Consider the following 23354-nt stretch of genomic DNA (forward strand, 5'->3'; position numbering starts at 1 on the left):
TGTCAGTTATCTTCTTCTCAATTTCTGATAAATGCTCATCGCAGTACCCAGTATAGTGATGAGGATACCCAGCCATAATACGTTGATATATGGGAATATCATGGCTTTCATCACGATATAGTCGCTGAAGCCATTGGCTTCTTTTACCTTCAGTTCTATTTTGTTTTCCGCAGGCATAATTTTAGAGAACCTTACATTCAGTCCCAGTGGGGCCAGCGTATCTTCCACACTGTACTGGTAACTGCTGTCGCGGATAAAATAAATCGGCTGTAATTTAAAGTGATCATCTGTTTGCGTATACACTTCCAGTTCAGCACCTACTGCCAGATCACCACTCTGTGCAACGTAATTGCGGCTTTCAGGTTTGGTATTCAACCCTTTCAGTACAATGAAGCCCCTGGAGAAAAACACAGAGTCACCTTGTTTCATCAGATGCGTTACATAAGGGGTGGTATCCTGTTTCGCTTCTTCTTCCTTGTTAGGTGCCGCTGATACGTAGGTAAAGATATCCTTGGTCAGATAATGTCTGGAAGCGGGATTGGAAGAAATCGCATTCTCTTTCCTGTTCACAAAAGCATCCGGATAAAGGGTAAATTTCTCCACCACATTACCGTTTTCTTTATCTTTTTTCTCGTAGAGTACTTTATAATATGTTTTAGGATCGCCCTGTGCAATGGAGTCACCGGCATAGGTTACATGATAGTCACCCATTTGTACCGGAACATCCTTTGGCAGCATGATATTTTCACGCGGATTTTGTTTGCTTTCTTTTCTGAAGAAGCCATCGTTCAGCATCTTCATACGATCCAGTGATATTACTTCCATTTTAGCAGAAGAAATCAGGATGCCCAGCAATACCATTCCAAAACCGATATGTGCTACAGAAGCACCTGCATTTTTCAGTTTACCTTTCAGGCCGGTGAATATGTAAGAGATATTGGCAACGATCGCATAGATGCTGGCAAACAGCATCAGGTAGATAGCAGTCAGGAAGCCGGCGCCATAATTATCATAGGTGATAGTACCTTTCCAGGCCACCAGACCGGTTAATAATAAAGCTACCAATGTGGGAACCGCAAGTTTCTTCGTGATCTCTCCACGTGGGGTATCCTTGTACCTCATGAATTGCACAACTGCTGTTAATACACCCAGTACGATGGCAATCCAGATCTGAATCTTATTGTAGTGGAAAATGCTGTCTGATGGCGGCGCAATATCGTTCATATTGAACAGTGATTTCAGGCCGGTGAAACTCAGCAATTTATTCCATACCGGAATAGAGGTAGTGAAGGTAATCTGAATGGCTGCGATGAGCAGGATCAGGGAACCTACAAACAGCCAGAACTCGCGGGAGTAGCTGTTTTCTTCTTTCTTCACTGCCGGAATTTCCTTTCTGCGCATGATCAGCAATGCAATAGATGGTACGGTAAATACCAGCATGGCAAACAGCAGCTGTGCGGTCATTCCCATATCCGTAAAGGAGTGTACAGAAGTATCTCCTAAAACACCGCTCTTGGTAAGGAAAGATGAATAGAGAATCAGTACATAGGAGATAAAGAAGAAGAAGATGGTAGATTTCAGCGAGTGCCCGGTAGCTTTATATGCCAGGAGCGTGTGTACACCTGCTACCATGGTGAGCCATGGCACCAGCGACGCATTTTCTACGGGATCCCAGGCCCAGTAACCGCCGAAGTTGAGTGATTCGTAAGCCCAGGCAGCTCCCATCATAATACCGGTACCCAGCATCATAATAGCAAACAGGCCCCATGGTTGTACAGGTTTTACCCAGCCGGTATAATCGCGGGTCCAGATACCTGCAAAAGCAAAGGCAAAAGGAATGATCATGGAAGCAAAGCCCAGGAACAGTACCGGCGGGTGAATCACCATCCAGTAGTTCTGCAGGGTCACGTTCAAACCATTACCGTCGTGGATATGCTGCATATAGTCCGCTGTCTGGAAAATAGGCGCCAGTTGATTTTCAGGTGCCTGTCTCAGTAACATAAACGGATTACTACCTACTTTATAGCCCAGTACAAATATACCAAGCAGCATACTGGCCATAATCAGCTGTGCCAGTGAGAAAGTAGTCATCACCGGCGCTTCCCATTTTTTGGAAGTGCGGATCAGGATAATACCTAATATACTGTTCCAGATACTCCAGAGCAGGAAGCTGCCTTCCTGATCGGACCAGAGACTGGATAATAAGTATTGTATAGGCAGGTCGCGGGAAGTGTTGCGCCACGCGTATTTATATTCAAAAAAGTGGTTATACAGAATATAGTACAGGCAGCTGAAAACGCCGATAACAGCGGCTGACTGTATAATGAAAGACCAGCGTGCCAGTCTTTTCCAGGAGTCCTGTAAGGATGGTTCCTTTAATTTAACTACATTATAATAAGCTACAGTGGCTACTATAGATGCTACAAACGCCAGTATGGCAAAGAAGTGGCCTATTTGGCCCGGCAGTAAATGTTCCCCTACAAACTTCATAAAATTCCTCTAGAGATGTGAATATTCCGGCACCTGACGATTTTGATATAGCCGTTTACTACCAGTTGCCTGGGAATAAATAACCAAATATCAAAATGTTCAAATAATTATATTAAAGTTGTTTGTTGCTGATAGCCACCTGGTCGTCCTTGTATTTAGACGGGCATTTCATCAGTATTTTGCTGCAATGAAATTCGCCTTTTTCCATTTTACCCGTGAGTACAATAGATTCGGCTTTTTCAAAATCGGTAGGTTTGGCGCCGTAGAATACCACTTTATGTGATTCACCGGTTTTATCGTGGACGTAGAAGCTGAATAAGTTAGCATCTTTCATCGGGTCGTAATTCATCGCCTTTAAAGTGTCGAGTTTCCCGATGACATGGAATTCTTTTCCTTCCTTTTCACGGGCCGTTGCGAAAGTTTCATAGGTACTGAAATCTCCCACCATTGTTACTATCACTCCAATTGCTACCGCAATTACCACCAGCAGAATAATATTTGTTTTTTTCATATGAAAATTATCTTCCCTATTGATTTGATACAAGCTGCAAAACCCTTTACCAGTGCGCCCTTAACGATCCCTGCTTTTTGCCGTACTTTATTTGTTTCCGATTAATCGGCAAAATTAAGTCAAAATGACCTTCTTCGGACAATTTTTATATAAAAGGCAATTCTTTTTATGAGAAGGACGGCTGTAAGTAAACATAATCCTATCTTTGCGCGGAATTTAGAAAAGTACGATTTTATCATGGCAGATTTATCTCAATTTGACCCTAACTCAGTTGGCCTGCTGTCCAACAACGTTTTTGGCTTACCTTTTTCTGAGGAAGAAGCCCGGCTGGTATTGTTACCTGTGCCCTGGGAAGTAACGGTATCCTATAATAATGGTACTGCCCGTGGACCGGAACGTATATTCAGGGCGTCCTTCCAAATCGACCTTTACGATGCGGACGTGAAAGATGGCTGGAAACAGGGTTTTTACATGCGTGAACCAGATAAGCACCTTTTACTGCGCAGCGATTACCTGCGTAAGGAAGCGGAGCTGTACCTGAAATTCCTGACTGAAGGGGGAGATATTTCCGAAAATGAATTCCTGAAGAAAACACTGGTAGACGTAAGCAACGGCACCAGGGCCATGAACGAATGGGTATACACCCAAACCAAGGCGCTGCTGGAAAAAGGCAAGCTGGTAGGACTGGTAGGTGGTGATCACAGCACCCCGCTGGGCTTCTTTAAGGCAATTGGTGAACACAAAGGCGACTTTGGTATCCTGCAGATAGATGCACATTGTGATTTACGTGATGCCTACGAAGGATTCAAATACTCACATGCCTCTATTATGTACAATGCCCTGGCAGAAGTACCTCAGCTGTCAAAGCTGGTACAGGTGGGTATCCGCGACTACTGCGAAGAAGAAGTGGATTATATCAACAACAGCGAAGGCCGTGTAGTGACCTTTTTTGATAAACAAATCAAAGAAAGACAATTCGAAGGGGAAACCTGGAAAGCAATCTGCGACAGCATTGTTGAAACTTTGCCGCAACAGGTATACATTAGTTTTGATATAGACGGACTGGATCCAAAATTATGTCCGCATACCGGTACCCCGGTAGCTGGCGGTTTTGAAGTAGAGCAGATTTATTATCTCTTCAAACGCGTACTGGCCAGTGGTCGTAAGCTGATTGGATTTGACCTGAATGAAGTAAGCACTTCACACGATGAGTGGGATGCCAACGTAGGCGCCCGTGTGTTGTTCAAGCTTTGCAATCTGTTGATCAGTTCTAATTCCTAATCTTACATTTCGGTTCATGCATAGTTTGCGCATCCTGCATCCCAATACCAGTAGCAGAATCCGGTTATTACCGGTTATGCATGGTCTTACGGGCATACTGTTTCTGATAAATGCGATTGGTGTATACCGTAGTCCGCGGCCTAACTGGTTCCTGGTGGTMTTTTTCCTGGTGGTTGGACTGATGGCAATTGCCTTTCCGTTTACCATGAAGCGGTTTAAGCAATTCAGTGAAGCAAATACGGTAGCACGTATGATAGAGGCGCTTATCTGCTTTACCGGCAGCTTATACTTCCTGTCGCACCTGCAGCCGCTGACCAGTCTGCTGTTGTTCCTGACAGGGAGCGGGCTGGCATATGTAGGCTGGATGGAATACAAGATTTTCCAGCCATCGTATGTAAAGATGGACATCACCGGTATTACGCTGCCTACCACCTTTTCCAAAAGGCTGGTTGGCTGGAACGAACTGAATAACGTAATTTTGCGGAACGACCTTCTGACAATAGACTTTAAGAATAACAAGATTCTGCAGCTGGAAATACTGGATGAACCTGGAAAAGAGCAGAGAGAAGTATTAAATACCTTCTTTCAGACCAGGGTTCAATAAGTATTCATCCTAACAGATCATAAAATCACAAAATGTTAAAACAAACACCTTACATATTATATTCTGACGGTGAGGGGAATATTTTTGAAGATACCAGCATGCACGTAACTGGCCGCAGTGGCTGGGATGCGTGGCCGGTAGACGTAGAGGAGTGGATCGAATTACCGGAAGGAGGCAATTTGTATGAGTTGCCAGGTCGCCGTGGTATTGGCATCAGCGCTACCACTGGTGATATGCAGCTTTGTGATAAAGGATGGGCTGTAGCTGCCTTCATTCCGCCGGCACATACCGGTTTTTACCTGGCAGCTTACGAAACCATGCCGGATGCGCCTACCCTGCCGCTGTTTTGTTATACTGCAGTGGGCTGGCTGGATGGTAAGTTTTATGTTCCTGCCACCCGTATTGAAGCCGATATCCGCCAGGAATGCGCCGGCTTTGACGACAAAAAAGTGAAACAAGGCGTAAAAACGCTGGTAGAAGCATATCCGCATAACAGGCTGGTACAGCACCTGGCAGAAAATTGCGCATTGACCTACGAATGCCCTGCTGCACGTAATTATTTTATGGGAAGATGGGAATGCCCTATTCCCTCCTCTCCTGCGTGCAACGCCAACTGCGTAGGATGCATCTCCTTCCAGCCGGAAGAAGAAAGCATTGTTTCTACGCAGGATCGTTTGCGTTTTAAACCAACTGCAGCGGAAATCGTGGAATATACCGTACCACACCTTGAAGAAGCCCCCTTCCCTATTGTGAGCTTCGGACAGGGTTGCGAAGGCGAGCCTTTACTGATGTGGGAAACCATCCGCGAATCCATCATTGAAATACGTAAACATACACCTAAAGGCAGCATCAATATCAACACCAATGGTAGCAAGCCCGATGCGGTAAGAGCCTTGTGTGAAGCAGGATTGAACAGTATCCGCGTGAGCTTGAATTCTGCCCAGGAAAAATATTATACACCATATTACCGCCCTAACAATTATACTTTTGACGACATCGTTGAAAGCCTGAAAGTAGTACGTGAATTTGGTGGCTGGACTTCTATCAACTACTTCGTATTTCCGGGTATGACAGATAGTGCAGATGAGTATGAAGCACTGCGTAAACTGATCAGGGAAACCGGGCTGAATATGATCCAGTGGCGTAATTTTAATATTGATCCTGACTGGTACCTGGGTAAACTGGGTGTCACTGAAACCGGAGAATGCTTAGGCGTGAAACAGTTGCAGGAACTGATACAGGAGGAATTCCCGGATCTTAAATTCGGTTATTTCAATCCACCGATAGAACGTATTACAGGAGATTATATGAGCGACTTCGCCCATTAATAAGGGCTGAAGGCATAAAGCAAAAAGCTATTAAAGCGAATGACCAAAGCGAGGAATCAATATCCGCTTTGGTCATTCGCTTTAATAGCTTTTTGCTTTATGCCTTTAGTTTTCCGCTTCTTCGAACCGATATTGCTTTGCATAAGCCGATGGCGCCATCCCCGTTACCTTTCTGAACACCCGGTTAAACGTAATTGGGTTATTATAACCAGTAGCATAAGCGACTGCAGCAATGCTATCAAAATCGCCATTGATGATCTTCTTGCAGGCAACGTTGATCCTGATTTCATTCAGAAACTCCAGGTATGTTTTACGGGTATGTTTCTTAAAGTATTTACAAAATGCGTAGGTGGTAAGATGGGCTACCGCAGCAATTTGTCCAAGGGAAATATTTTCTGCATAATGCTCCAGTGTATACTGGTAAATATCATTCATCCGCAGTCCTTCCGACTCACTGTAAGAGTGCCTGGAGAAGCCCGTGGATAATGACTTCCATTCCTTTACCTGTTTTGAAAAAAAGACCAGCATTCCTACAAATGCCAGTAATCGCTCTGCACCGCTGAGACGGGAGATTTTTAATATGTCTGTTGCAATTTTTTCTGCATGTTCTGATGGTAGTTGCAGACTGTTGGCGGTGAGTTGTAAAAACTTCCTGACCGTTTCCATTTCCTTCAATGAAAATAATCCCTGCAACGCCTGTTCATGATCGAAGAAAATATGGATAGCGTGAATATTCTTCTCCTGTATATTTTCAAAATACCGGGCATCTCCTTTAAACATATGGGGCTGGTTAGCACCAATCACATAAATTTCCCCTGCCTTAAATGGCTGGGTGTAATTGCCGGCAATCAGGGTGCCTTCTCCCTTAATGATGAGTGTTACCTGTGCCTCTTTATGTCTGTGCAGGTAATTATAGAAGTATGGGAGGATGTCTTCCTGTATAACTACAGCTCCTTCATCGGCAACAGGAACAGTAAATTGAATTACTTTCATTAACCAATTTTACTAATTTTTACTCGAAATTAGCATTTTGGTGACAATATTTGTAAAGTCTTTAACAATTTTGAATATGACAGGGACCTTCTTTGCCGCTTCTCTTCCCGCCTACGCCAGCTCTGATATGGACCTTGTTGCTTTGCCGGCGGTTATTTTTTTCTGTAACCACCAGAAACCACTCCCTGATATAATACACCCCACGGCAGTAATAGCCCACCAGGGCTTAAATCCCAGGTGCTGTACCACAAAGGCGCCGGTAGTCGGGGACACAATATTGGCCAATGAATAAGAGATGGTGTACAATGCCGCATACTGCCCACGGTTATGGTCTTTGCTCCGGCCAATCCAGAAGCTATTCATGAAAGGCAGGCAAAACATCTCTCCGAAAGTGATGATCAGCATAAATAAAACAGCTACTGCCCATAATGGTGGCAGGAAAGAAAGCAGCAGATAGGAAGAACAGACCATCAGCGCACCGCGCGCCACAAACACCAGATTAGGCCGGGTGCCATCCAGGCGGTATACCATTACCATTTCCACCACTGCGATCAGGATGCCATTGATAGACATATTCAGCCCAATGAGCCATTCTTCCATGTGCATCACCTCTTTAAAATACAAAGGCACAATACTGGAAAACTGGAACAGGCAGATAGCATTTAAAGTGGCAAAAGCCAGGAACCACAGGTAGATGCTATCTTTCCATACCTTATCTTCCTTTATCACCACTGTTTTGGCCTCCTTTACCGGTGCCTTTACCGGCGGCAGGAAAATCCGCATTAATATCGCAGCAGCCATACAGGTAAACCCATCTACCCAGAAAAGCAGCTGGTAGCTGAAGCTGGCCAGGATTCCTCCTATAGCCGGTCCTACAGACCAGCCCAGGTTCACGGCCAGACGGTTCAGAGCATAGGAACGGGTACGGTTTTCCGGGGCACTGTAAGCCGCAATAGCAATACTATTGGCCGGCCGGAAAGCATCCCCCACAGAGCTCATTACAAATACACAGACACATATTTGCTCAAAGGTTCGCATCTGTCCCAATAAAATGAATAATAAACCGTTAGAGAAAAGACTCCAGAACTGTACCTGGTAGAAACCAATTTTATCAGACAGCCATCCACCGAGCAATGCGCCTACAATAGCGCCGCTTCCAAAGCAGGCCATTACCAAACCTGCCTGAGCAATGCTGAAGTGCAGATGTTGTGTAAGGTACACCGTCATAAATGGAATCACCATGGTACCACTCCGGTTGATCAGCAACACGAGTGATAACCACCAGGTGGCAGGTGAAAGACCTGTATAGGCATTCTGATAGAGGCGAATAGTTTGTCTGACGAGGTTCATAAAAAATTGGCGAAAATAAATTCCTTAAAATCGGATTAACAGCACAGTTTTTGCAAAGATCCGGAATTCATCTTTTGATGAGTGATTATTTTTTCTGGATCAAAACATTAACTTTGGTCTAAACAGGCGCTCAATAAGGTTATCATGGAGGAAAAAAACGGTAAAAAAAATATTCAGGCATTAGGCATTACCATCGGCGTTCATGCGTTGCTGTTAGTTGCCCTTGTATTTACCGGATTCTCCGCTCCACCGCCCCTGCCCGACCAGGATCTGGGGATGGAAGTTAACCTCGGCACTTCTGACGATGGTATGGGTGATGAGCAACCACTCAACCCCAATCCACCCAGTGCCGCAGCCTCAGAGCCCGCACCGGCAGAAAGTCCGGCTACCGCCGCCAAAGACAATAGTGAACCACAACAAGATATTGCTACACAGGATGAAGAGGATGCTCCGGAAATAAAAAAACCGGAAAAACCTGTAGAGAAACCAAAAGAGATTCCTAAAAAACTGGAACCTAAACCTGTCAAGCCAGTAAAAAAACCAACAGAAGCGCCGCCGAAACCAGCCCCCCCTGCTCCCAAGCCCAAAGCCGTATTTTCCGGTGGTACCGGCAACAGTGCCAACAGTGGTAACAATGCCAATGGTTCCAATAATGCTACCGGAGAAGGTAATACCGGCAAGCCCGGAGATCGTGGACAACTGGGAGGTAACCCTAACGGTGGAGGATATACGGGCGGAGGCCTGGGTGGAGGTCGTTCTGACTTTCACCTCAATGGCAGAAACCTGATAGGAAGACCACAGGTAACCTACGATGGTACTGAAACCGGCTATGTAGCCATCAATATAAAAGTAGACCAACAAGGCAATGTGACATCAGCTACCTTCAGTATGAAAGGGTCTACTATCAGCAATTCACAACTGATCGAGATAGCAAAGAAGGCAGCGAGAAGCGGACAACTGAAATACAATGCTAACCCGGATGCTCCTGAAGAACAGTTCGGGACCATACGTTTCTATTTCAAAGCAGAGTAACAACAATAACCGGCGTTTTGAAATGGCGAGTGCAAGATAATTTATCCTGCCCCTGCCTGCTTTAGAAAACCGGACCAGGAATTCCTACATCTCTACCTATGACTTCAAGAGCATATAAGCACGATTTTGTGTCATTTCGAGAAACCTATTTTTTATCGCCAACGATGATTGTAAGACTTAACCGTATCCTTTTCAGCACATCAGTACTGCTACTACTGACGTATGCCGCTATGGCACAAACTTTCCCGGGTTACAACAACAGTAACTATGCAGGTATTTATGGCGTATTTTCCAACCCCGCCAGTGCAGCCGGTTATCGTTATAAATGGGATGTGAATATTATTGGCGCAGATATCAATGCCGGCAATACTTACGTAAGTGTTCCCAAATCATTGCTGTTTAAGGTGCCGGATACCCTTCGGCGTAACCAGGATTACTTTCTTGATGAAGGCGCCAACAGAAAACAGAATGGATGGGAAATGGCCGAAATAGTATTGCCTTCCGTATTGTATGCCATTGATGAAAAGCAATCGCTTTCCTTTGTATGGCGTATGCGGAGCAGCAGTAATGGCGGGAACGTAACCACTCCTATCGCCAATTTCTTTGGCGTAGATTTCCCAAATACAGGATATAAAAACGTTAACTTAAGTATTCCCCAGGCAGGTGTTACCTCTCACATATGGCATGAGCTGGGGCTCAGCTATGCGCGGGTAATAAAAGAAAGCTACGACAGCCGTTTGAAAGCGGGTATTACGCTGAAACTGTTAAGTGGTGTGGCCGCAGGTTATGCTTCCGTAAAAAATGCTGACTTCCGCCTGAATAATTCCCGCGATGCCAGCATCACCAGCGGCACACTGTATTATGGCTATAGTAAAGAGCTGGATGACTGGCAATCACCTGCACAAAAAAATCTGAAACTGTTTAATAACAATGGGATTGGAATCGACATCGGGATGATTTATGAATACCGCCCTGACAATGGCGGCTTCGGTGCTTACGAAGGTTCTGATGCAGATGATTATAAATTCCGTATAGGCGCTTCCATCACTGATATCGGTAAAATCAAATACACCAAAGGCGCCAACAATACAGATCTCAGCCTGGTGAAAGATCATGTGGTACCTAATGATATCCAGTACAGGAAAAATGAAAGTCTGCAGCAATATGCACGCCGGCTGAATAAATATTTCACGCCACTGGCTACCGATTCCACGTTTAACATGACCTTACCTACTGCCCTGAACCTGATGGGTGATTACAATATAGATGGTCGTTTTTTCGTCAGTACCAATGCGGTCATTGCCTTAACAGCGGGACGCAGGGATATCACCAAAACCTATGCGCTCACGCAGTTCAATATTACGCCCCGGTATGAAACGCGCGTGTTTGGTGCTTACCTGCCGCTGACCATTAATCATAACGGTCAGGCAGATGTAGGTGCCGGTATTCGCATAGGGCCGTTGCTGATAGGCTCGAGTACAATTTTTACCAACCTTTTTGAAAGACGTGTCGATCATGCGGGGGCTTTCGTAGCTTTGCGCTTAAATTCAAGCATGTTCGAACGGGGCGATGGCAATGGTGGTGGCATCTTCCGGATGCGTAAGCGCCAACTGGGCTGCCCCGTTAATAATAACTAATATGGCCTCTTACAAAGAAACGCTGGACTATCTTTATGCACAGCTACCCATGTTTACCAAAGTGGGTGCCAGTGCTTTTAAAACAGATCTGCATAATACTATTGCATTGCTGGATTTACTGGAACAACCGCAGCATGCTTTTAAAACCATACACGTTGCCGGCACCAATGGGAAAGGCTCTTCCAGTCATATGCTGGCCGCCATTTTCCAACAGGCAGGTTACAAAACAGGATTGTATACCTCTCCTCACCTCCTTGATTTCCGGGAACGTATCCGCATAAACGGACAAGTGGTGCCGGAAGATTTTGTCATCCGTTTTACGGAGCAGATGCGTCCGCACATTGCCACCATACAGCCTTCCTTTTTTGAACTCACGGTAGCCATGGCCTTCCGCTACTTCCAGGAGGAAGCAGTAGATATTGCCATCATTGAAGTGGGACTGGGTGGGCGTCTGGACAGTACCAACGTAATTACCCCCGAGCTTTCGTTGATTACCAATATCAGCTTTGATCATAAAAATATGCTGGGAGATACGCTCCCTTTGATTGCCGGAGAAAAAGCAGGCATTATCAAAGCTGGCGTACCGGTGGTGATCAGTGAAACGCAATCAGAAGTACAGGATGTTTTTATAGATAAAGCCGCCTCACTGAACGCTCCCATTCACTTTGCAGACCAGGAATGGATGGAGTCATCCAGCGCTATTGAAGGCAGTCATCTGAATATAACGTTACTGGATACACGCCAACAGCAAATGCGGCGTTTACAGCTGGACCTGAATGGACAATACCAGGAAAAAAATGTGATGGGCGTATTATCTGCCGTCAAAGTATTACAACAAAACGGATGGCATATTACCTGGGAACATATCAGCGGAGCATTATCACATGTAAAAAAGCTCACCGGCTTAAGAGGCCGCTGGGAAGTGATTCAGCAGCACCCACTCACCGTACTGGATGTTGGTCATAATGAAGCCGGTATCCGTGAAGTGATGGAGCAACTGGGCCATGTAAACTATCAGCAGCTACATATTGTAGTGGGATTTGTAAAAGATAAAGAAGTTGAAAAAGTACTGCCTTTATTCCCACCTACAGCGCATTATTATTTTTGCAAAGCACAAATTCCGCGTGCCATGGATGAAGTAGCATTGGCGGAAATGGGAGCAGCAAGCGGCTTACAGGGTCACGCGCATGCATCTGTGCAGGCGGCGCTGCAAGCAGCCAGGCAACATGCCCAGCCAGATGATATGATTCTTGTTTGTGGTAGCTTTTTTGTGGTAGCAGAGGTGATGTAAACTACTTCATCCCCATTTTGCCAAGGTGCAGCAACGCGTAGAAGATACAGGTAGTATGCAGACTGTGTACAATCTTATTATCAAGTACGAGTTGCTGCAGTTCTTCCAGCGGCATAATCACCACTTCAATTTCTTCATTATGATCCAGTTGCTGCTCCTGCACTTTTACGCCGCCGGTAGCCAGGAACATATGCGTATAGTTATTACTGGAAGCAGTGTTAGGTGCAATGGTACCCAATGATATCCATTCMTTAAACTCATAGCCGGTTTCCTCCAGCATTTCCCGTTGCATAGCAAATAAAGGAGAAGGATCAGTTGGATCCATAGTCCCCCCAGGAATTTCCAGTAATGTTCTACCAATACCCTGCCGGTACTGACGTATCATAATTACTTGTCCGTCTTCCCGCAACGCCACCCCGTTTACCCAGTTATTATATTCCAGTACATAATAAGGTTCCACTATTTTCCCGGCAGGCGTTTCACATTTGTCAGCGCGCGCAGTTAACCAGGCGTCTTTAAACAGGTATTCCGAAGACAGTAATTTCCAATCCATATTCATAATATCAATGCTTTACCAATCCATCCTTTCTTTAAGGCGCAGGATATGTTCCAGATGGTGTTTGCCATGCCAGGCATAATTAGCGGCATGGGTTTTCAAATTATGTTGTGTACCGTTGGCGGGATGTATAAAAGTACGTTCCCAGTCAGTGGCCGTTAAATGTTCCATCAGGCTCGTCCAGCGTGTATGCAGGGCATGTAATAGGGTAATAGACACATTGATGGGTATGAATTTCACATCCGGCAGTTTTGCCCACTCACCTTCCTCATATGGTTTTATAATAGGTTGTTCTTCTGTGAGGGCGAGTTTCATGCGGATATATCCGTTCATGTGGCTGTCTGCCAGGTGATGCACGACCTGTGCTACCGTCCAGCCATCCGGCCGGTAAGGCGTTTGAAGCTGGTATTCATCCAGTTCTTGCACCGCTATTTCCACCAGCTGGGGTAAATAGTGAATGTCTTTGATGAATCCCTCCAGCATGGCGGGAGTATACTCCGGTAATGCTGTAAAGCGGCCAATAGGATATTTAAGTGCTTCCATCCGGTTTATTTATTCTTCCCGTAGATCTTTACCAGTGAGATGAATGAATACATCTTCCAGGTTTGCTTTTTTCACTTCTTTTGCTCTTTCAAAGCCTGAGGATACCAGTTGATCGATCAGCGTATCAGGAGAGTCGATGGCAATGATACGGCCACTATCTACAATTGCACAGCGATCACACAGGAACTCAGCTTCATCCATATAGTGAGTGGTGATCACCACGGTAGTACCCTGGCTGCGTACCTGCAGGATCAGATCCCAGAGATTGCGTCTTGCCTGAGGATCCAGTCCGGTGGTCGGTTCATCCAGGAATATGATCTGTGGTTTGTTAATCAACGTAGTAGCAATGGAAAAACGTTGTTTCTGACCGCCGGAAAGCTCTTTGAACTTTGCTTTGGCTTTATCTTCCAGGTTAAACATACCCAGGAGTTTCATGGGTGATACGGGCTGATTATACAGACCACCGAACATTTCGATGAGCTCTATCAGGTTCAGTCCCGGATAATAACCGGAGCTTTGCAATTGTACACCGATAATCTTTTTTATATCATTAGGATCTTTGTCGAGGTCGTAGCCGCCCACTGTCACTTTCCCTTCCGTTTTATCCCGGAGCGTTTCAATGATTTCCAGGGTCGTTGATTTGCCTGCGCCATTAGGGCCTAACAGGCCAAAGATCTCACCTTCATACACCTCAAAGCTGATTCCTTTTACCGCGGTAAATTCCCCGTATTTTTTAACCAGGTTATTTACCTCAATGATCTTTTTCTTTTCCATGGGGCCAAATTAATAAAAGTAGAGCAGAAAGCAGAAGGCAAAAAGCAAAAAGCCATTGAAGCGAATGATAGCAGCGACTATTTAATTACGTTATCGCTACTATCATTCGCTTCAATGGCTTTTTGCTTTCAGCTTTATGCTTTATTGCTTAATAAACACCTGCGTAAAGAAAGTGATCCTGCCCTTGCCAGCAGTACCAATGCCGATCAGGGTGTAATCGCCGAGCATGTTTTTACGGTGTCCTGGGCTTTTGATCCAGCCATTTACCACTGCTTCGGCATCCAGGGTACCATAAGCTACATTTTCCGCAGCACCTGCCACGCGGCCCATTTTCTTGGAAACGTAGGCTACGCGCTCTTCAAATCCTTCGTGTCCGAAGCCAGTGCTGCCATTAGCCATATCGCGGCTATGACTGCGGGCCTGCTGGCTGATGGTGGCATCCAGCTGCAAAGGCTTCAGTCCCTTGGATTGACGGAACTTATTGGTGTAGTAAAGGATTTGTTCATCCATACTACCACCGGTGTTACCGCCATCTGCCTGACGGGTGGTGGCACGTGAACATGCACTCACCTGGAAGAAGGCAAAAACAGCTACCAATAACGCAAAGATCCGTTGGTTCTTCAAAATCAACATAGAATTAAAATGGTTAATAATTAGAAATAAATAATAATGAATAACAATTAGACTATTAAATACACCATAGGTTTAGCAACTGTTATACCAGAAATTAAAAACGGTGTATAGTGGATATTTTGTATCCCCTATACACCGTTTTTAGTAATATATTTTTCTTTCTTAATCGTTCATAATATGCTGCCAGGTTTCCATCATGTTCTTTGAACCAATGAAAATAGGCATCCGCTGGTGCAGCTGTACCGGCTTCAGTTCCAGCAGCCGCTGTTTGCCATTGGCCATTGCCACGCCACCAGCCTTTTCCATGATAAAAGACATCGGGTTACATTCATAGCAAAGTCTTAACCGGCCGGATGAATATTTCCCGAAAGCAGGATACATGAAAATACCTCCCTGAATTAAAGTACGGTGTATTTCGGCAACCATACAGCCTACAAAACGATGGCGGTAGATCCGGTCGTTTTCATTTCTGGCCATAAAATGGTCAACAGACTTGCGGATCTTTTCTTCATATAAGTGATAATAGCCCATATTGATAGAGAAGATATCACTGTCTGGCGGACATTTCAGGTTAGGGTGCGACAAACAGAACTCACCGATAGATGGGTCCAGGGTAAAGCCCTGCACACTGCGACGGGTAGCATATACCATCATGGTAGAAGAGCCATAGATAATATAACCAGCCGCAATCTGACGGGTGCCCGGCTGCAGGAAGTCCTCCAGCTCACACTCCGTACCTTCCGGTGTAAGACGACGGTACACAGAGAAAATTGTTCCGATAGATACATTCACATCTATATTGCTGGAACCATCCAATGGGTCCATCAGTACCACGTACTTCGATTTTTTGGAATGCTCATCACGAAAAGGAATGAAATGTTCATTTTCCTCTGAAGCTACCCCACAGCAATAAATACTGGTTTCCAGGGAGTTGATGAATTGCTCGTTGGCAAATTCATCGAGTTTCTTTACGGATTCGCCCTGCACGTTGGTCTTGCCGGCTTCTCCCAAGATGTCAGCAATACCTGCCTTATTCACTTCCACATTTACCCTTTTAGCTGCCAGCCCCATATCACGGAGTAAACCGGATAGCTGACCGGTTGCTCCCGGGTAATTCCGCAACTCCTGAATGGTGAATTCATCCAGGGTCATTACTTTTTGCTTAAGATTCATAACGTTAGGTTGTACGAACGAAATTAAAGGAATTGAAACTATTTTAAGGGAACTGTCATTTATCTATAAACAGATTTTAAAACAATTCTAAACTTGTCTTACTTTGCCAAATAATTTTTTAAAAGAAGATAAACTATCATATGAAGGTTTTCAAGTTTGGTGGCGCAAGTTTAGAAAGTGTTGAACGTATCCGGCAGGTGGCGCAGATAGTGCAGTCATTTCCGGACGAAAAACTCCTCATTGTTATTTCTGCCATGGCAAAAACTACCAATGAGCTGGAAAAGGTAGCAGAAAGCTTTTTTCTCCGGAAACGGGAAATTGCCGCACAATTGCTTTTCAACATCGAGCAACATCACATCAATGTAGCTGAATCACTGCTGGGTACCCGTGAACACCCATTGTTTACGCAACTCCAGCAATTCTTTACCGAAGCCGAATGGACGCTGGGCGAAAAGCCACTGCGCACCTACGATTATTACTATGATCAGCTGGTGGGCCTGGGTGAACTGCTGAGCACCGCCATTGTAAGTGCTTTCTTTAACAGCATCGGCCTGAATAATACCTGGCTGGATGTCCGGGATGTTTTCCGTACAGATGACAACTTCCGGGATGCTAATATTGACTGGGTATATACCCAGAGACAGGTAACTGAAAAAGTGGCCCCCCTCTTTGAAAAGATCAGCATCGTGATTACACAGGGCTTCATTGGCGCTACCGACCAAAACGAAAGCGTTACCCTGGGCAGGGAAGGCAGTGATTATTCCGCCGCTGTTTTTGCCAATATGCTTGATGCAGAAAGCCAAACGATCTGGAAAGACGTGGAAGGCCTGAAGAATGCCGACCCTAAATTGTTTCCCAATACCGTGAATATACCGGAGATCAGCTATGGAGAAGTAATTGAAATGGCCTATTACGGCGCCCAGGTCATACACCCCAAAACCATCAAACCACTGCAGAACAAACAGATACCACTGCTGGTAAAATGCTTCCTGGATAAAAACCTGCCCGGCACCGTGATTAAGGAAACAGCAGATGTAAGACAACTACCTCCCATTATTGTGCTGAAAAAGAACCAGGTACTGCTGAATATCACCTCCAAGGACTATTCCTTTATTACAGAAGATAAGATCAGTGATATTTACGAGATCTTCCACGCACTGAAGGTGAAAATTAACCTGATGCAGAACGGAGCGATCAATTTTTCCTGCTGTATAGACAATAACCCGGAAAAGATAGAACTCCTGATCAAGACCCTGCACCAGCAGTTTAAAATCGTGTATAATGAAGGACTGGAGCTCCTCACCGTACGTTATTACCAGACCAACCTGCTGGAAGAACTCAGTGATGGGCATACCATACTTTTAGAACAACGTTCTCCCGCTACCATACAACGTCTCTGGAAAAAATAAATTTATCCAGCAAAATAATCTGACTCCCCCATGCAACTTTTTTTGTACCCGTTCGTCTTTAGTAAAAATGCGGTATGAAAAAAGTTGCTATCGTTTTGTGCCTGAGTACCTTTCTGATGCTTATTTTAGTATTGGGAGGAAAAATGGCAAGCCATGGCCACCTTTCGGCCAAAAACCCGGATGAACTGCCTATATATCTGATTACGCTCGGAAATTTCCGGGAAACACCTGCCGTTCCTGCTACCCAGTCATGTATTGCGAATGAAACAGAAAAAGTACCCCTGGAAACAGCAAAAGACGTCATGAACCTGGCTTTTAAATACATCCAGGATAACTATAGGAAGAAATAATAGTACGGCCCCCTACATATTTATTGGTTATAGCTTTTGAGAACTTATACAACGGAAACGATAGTATGAAAACGATCATCGTAGCCCTGGGAATGCTTTTTTGTTGCACCTTCACGGCGTTTGCACAACAACCCAACTCCTCAGGAAAAATTACACTAACAGTTACAGACAATGCGGGTAAGCCCCTCCCCTTTACCAGCGTTATGCTGCGGAAGGTAAAAGACTCCACCCTCGTAAAAGGCGAAATGAGCACCGAAAATGGCGGCTGTGCTTTTGATGGCATTGCTAACGGACACTATTTCATACAGGCCTCACAAATGGGATACACCACCTCCTATAGTACCGCATTCCAGGTAGATGCCGGCCACAAAACCGTTGCGTTGGGCAGCATGAAACTGCCACCGCTGGGCAAAAACCTGCAGGCAGTAAATGTAACCGCCCAAAAGCCTTATATCGAAAGCTCCGCTGGTAAAACAGTGATGAATATAGAAAACAGTGTAAGTGCAGCAGGTAATACCGCCCTGGACCTGCTCCGAAGAGCCCCCGGCGTACAGGTAGACAACAACGAAAATGTTACCCTGAAAGGCCAGAGCGTTACCGTGATGATAGATGGTAAACTGACCTATTTAAGCGGTGAACAGCTGACCAATCTCCTGAAAACCACACCAGGAGAAAGCATTGCTTCTATAGAAATACTGACCAGCCCTTCTGCCAAATATGATGCTTCCGGTAATGGCGGTATCATCAACATAAAAACTAAAAAGGGGAAAATGACAGGCGTAAACGGCAACGTCAATGCTACCCTTACCCAGTCGAAATACGGTCGCTATGGCATATCCGGCAACATTAACTGGAGAACCGAAAAATTCAACCTGTTCGGCAATTTCGACCAGGGCGATTATCCCCGGCAGGTAACCCGCGACTATAGCCGCTCTGTGAAAGAAAGCGATGGCAGCACCACTTTCATGCAACAGGACGTATTTCAGCGTAACCGCTTCAAAAACAACTACCTCAAAGTGGGTATGGATTACTTTATCAACGATAAACATACCATCGGGGTACTGGCCAACGGCTTTAAAAACGCCTTCAGCAACCAGATCTATAGCGCCACCCACCTGGGCAGACCCAACATGCCGCCGGATTCTGTTGTCAACTCCCTCACCGTTAATGACAATAAATTTGACAACATAGCCCTTAACCTGAACTATAAAGGCATCATTGACACTGCCGGAGGCCGCGAAATCAGCTTCGATGCAGATTATGCCCAATTCAATAATCATCGCTTCATGCAACTGAACGACAGCTTGTATGATCCACATTCAAAACTTAGCCGGAATCCTAACAGCATCCGTACTACTGGTGGTACCCAGGTGCTCATCAAAAGCCTGAAGATCGATCTCAGCTGGCCACTTGGTAAAGAAAGCAAGCTGGAAGCGGGTGCCAAAGCAAGTTTTGTCACCACCACCAACATATTACAGTTCGATTCTCTCTATAAAGGTATTTACCGGCCATCACCAACGTTGAGTGACAGGTTTAATTACCAGGAAGATGTATACGCCGCCTACGCCACCTATAAAAAACAAATACACAAAACGGCCCTGCAATTGGGCTTAAGGGTAGAGAATACCGCATCTACCGGGCATTCGTTCACAACGGACACTTATGTAAAACGTTCCTACACCGACTTCTTCCCGAACATCAATGTGGAACAAAAAATAAATGATAAGAACAAGGTGAGCCTGGCGATGTCTCGCAGAATAGAAAGACCGCAGTACGGACAGTTAAATCCTTTTATGTTTTACCTCGACAAATACACGTATTTCAAAGGTAACCCTTACCTGAAACCACAATACAGCAACATTGCGGAAGTCTCGTATACCTTTAAGGATAAGTATATTGCTACCCTGCGATACAGTCGTATAAAAGATATGATGGAAGAATTTATAACACAGGATGACAGTACCAAAGCTTCTATCAGCACAGAACGCAACTACGACAAAACGGACATCTATAGCCTGCTGTTAACCTTACCTATACAGGTTACCAAATGGTGGAGCAGCGATAACAATGTGGATCTTTCCTACAATCAATACAAATTTGAGGATCCCACCACCAACGAGCCCTATAGCCGTTACAACGTTAATTACTATATCAGCAGTACCAACACGATCACACTGCCCAAAGATGTTAAGCTGGAAGTAATGGGGTATTATAATTMTCCCTTTGTTTTCGGTATTTTCAGGGGCTACAGTCAATATAACCTGAACCTGGGCATTCAAAAGATGTTCATGGATAAGAATGCTACTGTGAAACTGAGCTTTAATAACATACTACGTAACGAAAGCTACCGCGGTGCCGCAGAATTTGCCAACCTGAACATGAGTATTTTTAATACCTGGCAGTTCAGGACCGTGAATCTTTCTTTCAGTTATAAATTCGGCAGTGCCAGCATCAAAGCCGCCAGGGAAAGAAAAACAGGTACCAGCGATGAGCAGAACAGAGCAGGCTGATAGTTAAATCAGTATCCGCATCATCTGCTGTATCAGCTGCATCATAGCAGTAGGATACACACCCAGCCCTATTAAAAGTATGGTTAAAATAACCAGGGTGATATTACCGGCCATGGGCAGGGCCGGCACCACCATTGTTTGCTCTCCTTGCGCAGGTACTGTAAACATGGCCGCCACCAGGCGGATATAATAGTATAATCCAATTACACTGTTGATCACCAGCATAAACAACAGGAACCATTGATGCCCGTTTACACCCGCCATCACCACATAAAACTTACCGATAAATCCGGCAGTAAGTGGTATACCAGCGAGGGATAGCAGCATAGCGGTAAACACCGTGGCTACCCAGGGATAGCGCCAGAACAGCCCTTTATAGTCGGCGATCGTTTCTGCATCCTGCAAACTACTCGACATCACAATCACTACACCGAACGCACCGATGCTGGTAATAAAATAGGCTACCAGGTAAAAGGCCAATGCTTCCAGCCCTGTTTGTACACCCGATAAAAAAGCGACCAGGATATATCCCATGTGAGCTATGGACGAATAGGCCAGTATGCGTTTAATATTTTGTTGGGTCAGTGCCAGCCAGTTGCCTGCAAACATAGAGGCCACCGCAATAATGGCTACAATCCACCATAACATCGGATAGTCGTTACCGTGAATGTCCTGGTAAAAACGGATCAGCAATACCAGCATGGCGCCTTTTGAAACAGTAGCAATAAAGGCGGCTACCGGCAATGGTGCTCCTTCATAAATATCCGGTGCCCACATATGAAAAGGTACAATACCGAGTTTAAAGCCCACCCCTATCAGCATCAATCCGAAACCTGCCATCACACTTACCGGCAAATAACCCGCCTGCCGCAAAGCCACACCTATACCGGGAAAATCCATATGTCCTGTAAAAGCATATACCAGCGCCATACCGAAGAGCAGGAAGGCAGAAGACAGCGCTGCCAACATCAGGTATTTAATCCCTGCTTCGTCGGAACGCTCACGGGCACGCAGGTACGCAATTAATCCGTATAAGCTGATGCTCAGTATTTCCAATCCCAGGAACAATGCCATAAAATGCCGGCTCACCACCAACACCAATGCGCCGATGGTAGCCAATATCAATAGGATATAATATTCTTCCTTACGTTCCTCTCTTTCTTCAAAATAGTTAAACGACAACAACAGGATAATGAAACCCGCTATCAGAATAAGCCCTGTATTAAACAGGGAGAATTCATCTATCACCAGTAGCGGAGGATAAGCATGTGGAATATATTTTATGGCCGGTATCACTGCCATCATCGACATAATAAAAGCGATGAGGGTGAAGCTGTATACAATACGGTGATTACGCCATATCGCGATCAGCAACATAGCTCCCACTGCCGCAGCACATAGGGTAATCAACGGTCCAAGGCTTAAAAAATCAGCGAACGACATAATCTATAATTTGGGAAGTGTTGAGTACCGGTTGCGGATGAAATCCCAACCAGCAAATGACGATAACCAGGGCCACTATAATCACCAGTTCGCGCCCGTTGAGATCCTTCATAGTATATTGCCGGTCGCAGGGCCCGAAAAAAACTTTCTGCATAATGCGCAATGAATAGGCGGTAGCCACCACCAAACCAATCGTAGCCAATACTGTCAACAGATGATTGGCCTGCCAGCTTCCCAGCAACACCAGGAATTCTGCCACAAAATTGCCCAATCCAGGCAATCCCAGCGAAGCCATCACAAAAATCATAGCAGCACTGCCCATGAGTGGTAAACGCAGCCAGAGGCCGCCCATTTGCCGTATGTTGCGGGTATGAATACGCTCGTACAAAGCACCGGCAATAATGAACAGGGCGCCGGTGCTGATGCCATGCGTAATCATCTGCATCACTACTCCCTGGTAAGCAATTTCATTAAATGCAAAAGCACCCAGCAATACAAAGCCCATATGACTTACACTCGTATAAGCAATTAATCTCTTAAGATCCGTTTGTGCATATGCCAGCATTCCTCCATAAAGAATGCCCACTACACCCAGCAACATAGCTATCGGTGCTATTTCTACAGCCGCAGCAGGGAAGAGTGGCAATACAAAACGAAGAATACCATATGCCCCCGTTTTCAGCAACAGTCCGGCCAGCACTACGCTGCCTGCAGTAGGCGCTTCTGTATGTGCATCCGGTAACCAGGTATGAAAAGGTACTGCCGGCAGTTTTACCAGGAAGGCCACCAGGAAACCCAGCATCAGCCGACGTTCGGTAGACGGCGTCATCGGGGTATTCAACAGATCAAAGTAATCAAACGTATATACGTGTGTGTTAGCTTCATGTACAAAGTAAAGACCCAATATGGCCAGCAGCATCAGTAAACCTCCTGCCTGTGTAAACAGGAAAAACTTATTGGCCGCATATTCCCGGTGTTCATGGCCCCAGATACCAATCAGGAAGTACATCGGTATGAGCATCATCTCCCAGAAAAAATAAAATAAAAACAGGTCCATGGTCAGAAAAACACCGGTAATCCCACAAAGCACGAACAACAGATTGAAATGAAAGAAGCCTACCCGGCTATTGATTTCTTTCCAGGAAATCAATACCGACAACGCCCCCAGAAAAAAAGTAAGTGCCAGCATCAGCAGGCTTAAACCATCCATGGCCAAATGCAGACTGATACCGAAGTGCGGTATCCAGTCTAACCGGTACTGATACCACCAGCGGTCCCCGGTGGCAGGATGATTAATCCAGATACTGATCACAATACCCAGGTTCAGCAATAAACTACAGAGGGCTATCCAGCGGCTCCCTGCATGGCTTTTCGCACCTACTATCCATGATAGCAGTGCCGCAGCGAAAAGGATCAACAATAATACCAGCAGGATCATATTATTTC

At 45.3% G+C, this 23354-nt stretch carries 20 protein-coding genes; 9 read left to right on the forward strand and 11 right to left on the reverse strand.

The window, feature by feature from the left end; translation table 11 throughout:
- Positions 1–6: 6 nt before the first annotated feature.
- Together ccsA and AC1DCV_RS07530 are read right to left on the reverse strand one after the other, a co-directional pair.
- A complete protein-coding gene (ccsA, locus tag AC1DCV_RS07525; protein WP_477022614.1) occupies positions 7–2490 on the reverse strand; it encodes a cytochrome c biogenesis protein CcsA in 2484 nt (827 codons plus the stop codon).
- A 112-nt stretch (positions 2491–2602) separates the two neighbouring features.
- Positions 2603–3001, reverse strand: a complete 399-nt coding sequence (locus AC1DCV_RS07530) for a cytochrome c maturation protein CcmE domain-containing protein (RefSeq protein WP_441574032.1) — start codon at positions 2999–3001, stop codon at positions 2603–2605.
- A 237-nt stretch (positions 3002–3238) separates the two neighbouring features.
- Between AC1DCV_RS07530 and AC1DCV_RS07535 the strand changes: the two genes are divergently transcribed.
- From AC1DCV_RS07535 to AC1DCV_RS07545, 3 genes are read left to right on the forward strand one after another with little or no spacing between them, the layout of a single operon-like run.
- On the forward strand, positions 3239–4282 hold the full coding sequence (locus AC1DCV_RS07535; RefSeq protein ID WP_477022615.1) for an agmatinase family protein: 1044 nt from the start codon (positions 3239–3241) through the stop codon (positions 4280–4282).
- Positions 4283–4298: 16 nt separating this feature from the next.
- Entirely contained in the window at positions 4299–4886 is a 588-nt protein-coding gene (locus tag AC1DCV_RS07540; RefSeq protein ID WP_477022616.1) for a hypothetical protein, read from the forward strand.
- Between the two features lie 32 nt (positions 4887–4918).
- The gene (locus tag AC1DCV_RS07545; protein ID WP_477022617.1) at positions 4919–6214 is read left to right on the forward strand and encodes a radical SAM family protein; all 1296 of its coding nucleotides are present in this window, start codon (positions 4919–4921) and stop codon (positions 6212–6214) included.
- Between the two features lie 105 nt (positions 6215–6319).
- On the opposite strand, the gene AC1DCV_RS07550 is transcribed toward AC1DCV_RS07545, so the two are convergent.
- Entirely contained in the window at positions 6320–7207 is an 888-nt protein-coding gene (locus AC1DCV_RS07550; protein ID WP_477022618.1) for an AraC family transcriptional regulator, read from the reverse strand.
- Positions 7208–7318: 111 nt separating this feature from the next.
- Positions 7319–8557: an MFS transporter gene (locus tag AC1DCV_RS07555; RefSeq protein WP_477022619.1), complete on the reverse strand. Its 1239-nt coding sequence runs from the start codon at positions 8555–8557 to the stop codon at positions 7319–7321.
- Between the two features lie 144 nt (positions 8558–8701).
- On the opposite strand from AC1DCV_RS07555, the gene AC1DCV_RS07560 reads away from it, so the two are divergent.
- The 3 genes from AC1DCV_RS07560 (at position 8702) to AC1DCV_RS07570 (ending at position 12517) form a co-directional block, all read left to right on the forward strand.
- On the forward strand, positions 8702–9589 hold the full coding sequence (locus AC1DCV_RS07560; RefSeq protein WP_441574038.1) for a hypothetical protein: 888 nt from the start codon (positions 8702–8704) through the stop codon (positions 9587–9589).
- A 128-nt stretch (positions 9590–9717) separates the two neighbouring features.
- Positions 9718–11226, forward strand: a complete 1509-nt coding sequence (locus AC1DCV_RS07565) for a DUF5723 family protein (protein ID WP_477022620.1) — start codon at positions 9718–9720, stop codon at positions 11224–11226.
- Position 11227: 1 nt separating this feature from the next.
- Complete coding sequence (locus AC1DCV_RS07570; RefSeq protein WP_477022621.1) at positions 11228–12517, forward strand: bifunctional folylpolyglutamate synthase/dihydrofolate synthase; 1290 nt, start codon at positions 11228–11230, stop codon at positions 12515–12517.
- Between the two features lies 1 nt (position 12518).
- On the opposite strand, the gene AC1DCV_RS07575 is transcribed toward AC1DCV_RS07570, so the two are convergent.
- The 5 genes from AC1DCV_RS07575 to fbp all read right to left on the reverse strand — a co-directional run bounded on the left by AC1DCV_RS07575 (position 12519) and on the right by fbp (position 16196).
- Entirely contained in the window at positions 12519–13076 is a 558-nt protein-coding gene (locus AC1DCV_RS07575) for an NUDIX hydrolase (RefSeq protein ID WP_477022622.1), read from the reverse strand.
- 12 nt (positions 13077–13088) lie between these two features.
- Complete coding sequence (locus AC1DCV_RS07580) at positions 13089–13616, reverse strand: YfiT family bacillithiol transferase (RefSeq protein WP_477022623.1); 528 nt, start codon at positions 13614–13616, stop codon at positions 13089–13091.
- A 9-nt stretch (positions 13617–13625) separates the two neighbouring features.
- On the reverse strand, positions 13626–14390 hold the full coding sequence (locus AC1DCV_RS07585; RefSeq protein ID WP_441574043.1) for an ABC transporter ATP-binding protein: 765 nt from the start codon (positions 14388–14390) through the stop codon (positions 13626–13628).
- Positions 14391–14531: 141 nt separating this feature from the next.
- The gene (locus tag AC1DCV_RS07590; protein WP_441574044.1) at positions 14532–15023 is read right to left on the reverse strand and encodes a CAP domain-containing protein; all 492 of its coding nucleotides are present in this window, start codon (positions 15021–15023) and stop codon (positions 14532–14534) included.
- Positions 15024–15185: 162 nt separating this feature from the next.
- Positions 15186–16196 (reverse strand): class 1 fructose-bisphosphatase, encoded by a 1011-nt coding sequence (gene fbp, locus AC1DCV_RS07595; RefSeq protein ID WP_477022624.1) that lies wholly within the window; start codon positions 16194–16196, stop codon positions 15186–15188.
- Positions 16197–16336: 140 nt separating this feature from the next.
- Here fbp and AC1DCV_RS07600 point away from each other — a divergent pair, with 140 nt between their 5' ends.
- From AC1DCV_RS07600 to AC1DCV_RS07610, 3 genes are all read left to right on the forward strand, one after another.
- Positions 16337–17605, forward strand: a complete 1269-nt coding sequence (locus AC1DCV_RS07600) for an aspartate kinase (RefSeq protein WP_477022625.1) — start codon at positions 16337–16339, stop codon at positions 17603–17605.
- Positions 17606–17679: 74 nt separating this feature from the next.
- Positions 17680–17955 (forward strand): hypothetical protein, encoded by a 276-nt coding sequence (locus AC1DCV_RS07605; protein ID WP_477022626.1) that lies wholly within the window; start codon positions 17680–17682, stop codon positions 17953–17955.
- A 65-nt stretch (positions 17956–18020) separates the two neighbouring features.
- A complete protein-coding gene (locus tag AC1DCV_RS07610) occupies positions 18021–20465 on the forward strand; it encodes an outer membrane beta-barrel protein (RefSeq protein ID WP_477022627.1) in 2445 nt (814 codons plus the stop codon).
- Positions 20466–20468: 3 nt separating this feature from the next.
- On the opposite strand, the gene AC1DCV_RS07615 is transcribed toward AC1DCV_RS07610, so the two are convergent.
- Both AC1DCV_RS07615 and nuoM read right to left on the reverse strand, forming a co-directional pair.
- Entirely contained in the window at positions 20469–21908 is a 1440-nt protein-coding gene (locus AC1DCV_RS07615; RefSeq protein ID WP_477022628.1) for an NADH-quinone oxidoreductase subunit N, read from the reverse strand.
- The gene (gene nuoM, locus AC1DCV_RS07620) at positions 21895–23346 is read right to left on the reverse strand and encodes an NADH-quinone oxidoreductase subunit M (protein WP_477022629.1); all 1452 of its coding nucleotides are present in this window, start codon (positions 23344–23346) and stop codon (positions 21895–21897) included. Before nuoM ends, AC1DCV_RS07615 begins: the two co-directional genes overlap by 14 nt.
- Between the last annotated feature and the right edge of the window lie 8 nt (positions 23347–23354).

The organism is Chitinophaga sp. 10T418 (genome assembly GCF_056394125.1).

Coding starts and splice junctions, on each gene's coding strand:
- ccsA (WP_477022614.1), bottom strand. CDS start 2,490: ATGAAGTTTGTAGGGGAACATTTACTGCCGGGCCAAATAGGCCACTTC.
- AC1DCV_RS07530 (WP_441574032.1), bottom strand. CDS start 3,001: ATGAAAAAAACAAATATTATTCTGCTGGTGGTAATTGCGGTAGCAATT.
- AC1DCV_RS07535 (WP_477022615.1), top strand. CDS start 3,239: ATGGCAGATTTATCTCAATTTGACCCTAACTCAGTTGGCCTGCTGTCC.
- AC1DCV_RS07545 (WP_477022617.1), top strand. CDS start 4,919: ATGTTAAAACAAACACCTTACATATTATATTCTGACGGTGAGGGGAAT.
- AC1DCV_RS07550 (WP_477022618.1), bottom strand. CDS start 7,207: ATGAAAGTAATTCAATTTACTGTTCCTGTTGCCGATGAAGGAGCTGTA.
- AC1DCV_RS07555 (WP_477022619.1), bottom strand. CDS start 8,557: ATGAACCTCGTCAGACAAACTATTCGCCTCTATCAGAATGCCTATACA.
- AC1DCV_RS07560 (WP_441574038.1), top strand. CDS start 8,702: ATGGAGGAAAAAAACGGTAAAAAAAATATTCAGGCATTAGGCATTACC.
- AC1DCV_RS07570 (WP_477022621.1), top strand. CDS start 11,228: ATGGCCTCTTACAAAGAAACGCTGGACTATCTTTATGCACAGCTACCC.
- AC1DCV_RS07580 (WP_477022623.1), bottom strand. CDS start 13,616: ATGGAAGCACTTAAATATCCTATTGGCCGCTTTACAGCATTACCGGAG.
- AC1DCV_RS07585 (WP_441574043.1), bottom strand. CDS start 14,390: ATGGAAAAGAAAAAGATCATTGAGGTAAATAACCTGGTTAAAAAATAC.
- AC1DCV_RS07590 (WP_441574044.1), bottom strand. CDS start 15,023: ATGTTGATTTTGAAGAACCAACGGATCTTTGCGTTATTGGTAGCTGTT.
- fbp (WP_477022624.1), bottom strand. CDS start 16,196: ATGAATCTTAAGCAAAAAGTAATGACCCTGGATGAATTCACCATTCAG.
- AC1DCV_RS07600 (WP_477022625.1), top strand. CDS start 16,337: ATGAAGGTTTTCAAGTTTGGTGGCGCAAGTTTAGAAAGTGTTGAACGT.
- AC1DCV_RS07605 (WP_477022626.1), top strand. CDS start 17,680: ATGAAAAAAGTTGCTATCGTTTTGTGCCTGAGTACCTTTCTGATGCTT.
- AC1DCV_RS07615 (WP_477022628.1), bottom strand. CDS start 21,908: ATGTCGTTCGCTGATTTTTTAAGCCTTGGACCGTTGATTACCCTATGT.
- nuoM (WP_477022629.1), bottom strand. CDS start 23,346: ATGATCCTGCTGGTATTATTGTTGATCCTTTTCGCTGCGGCACTGCTA.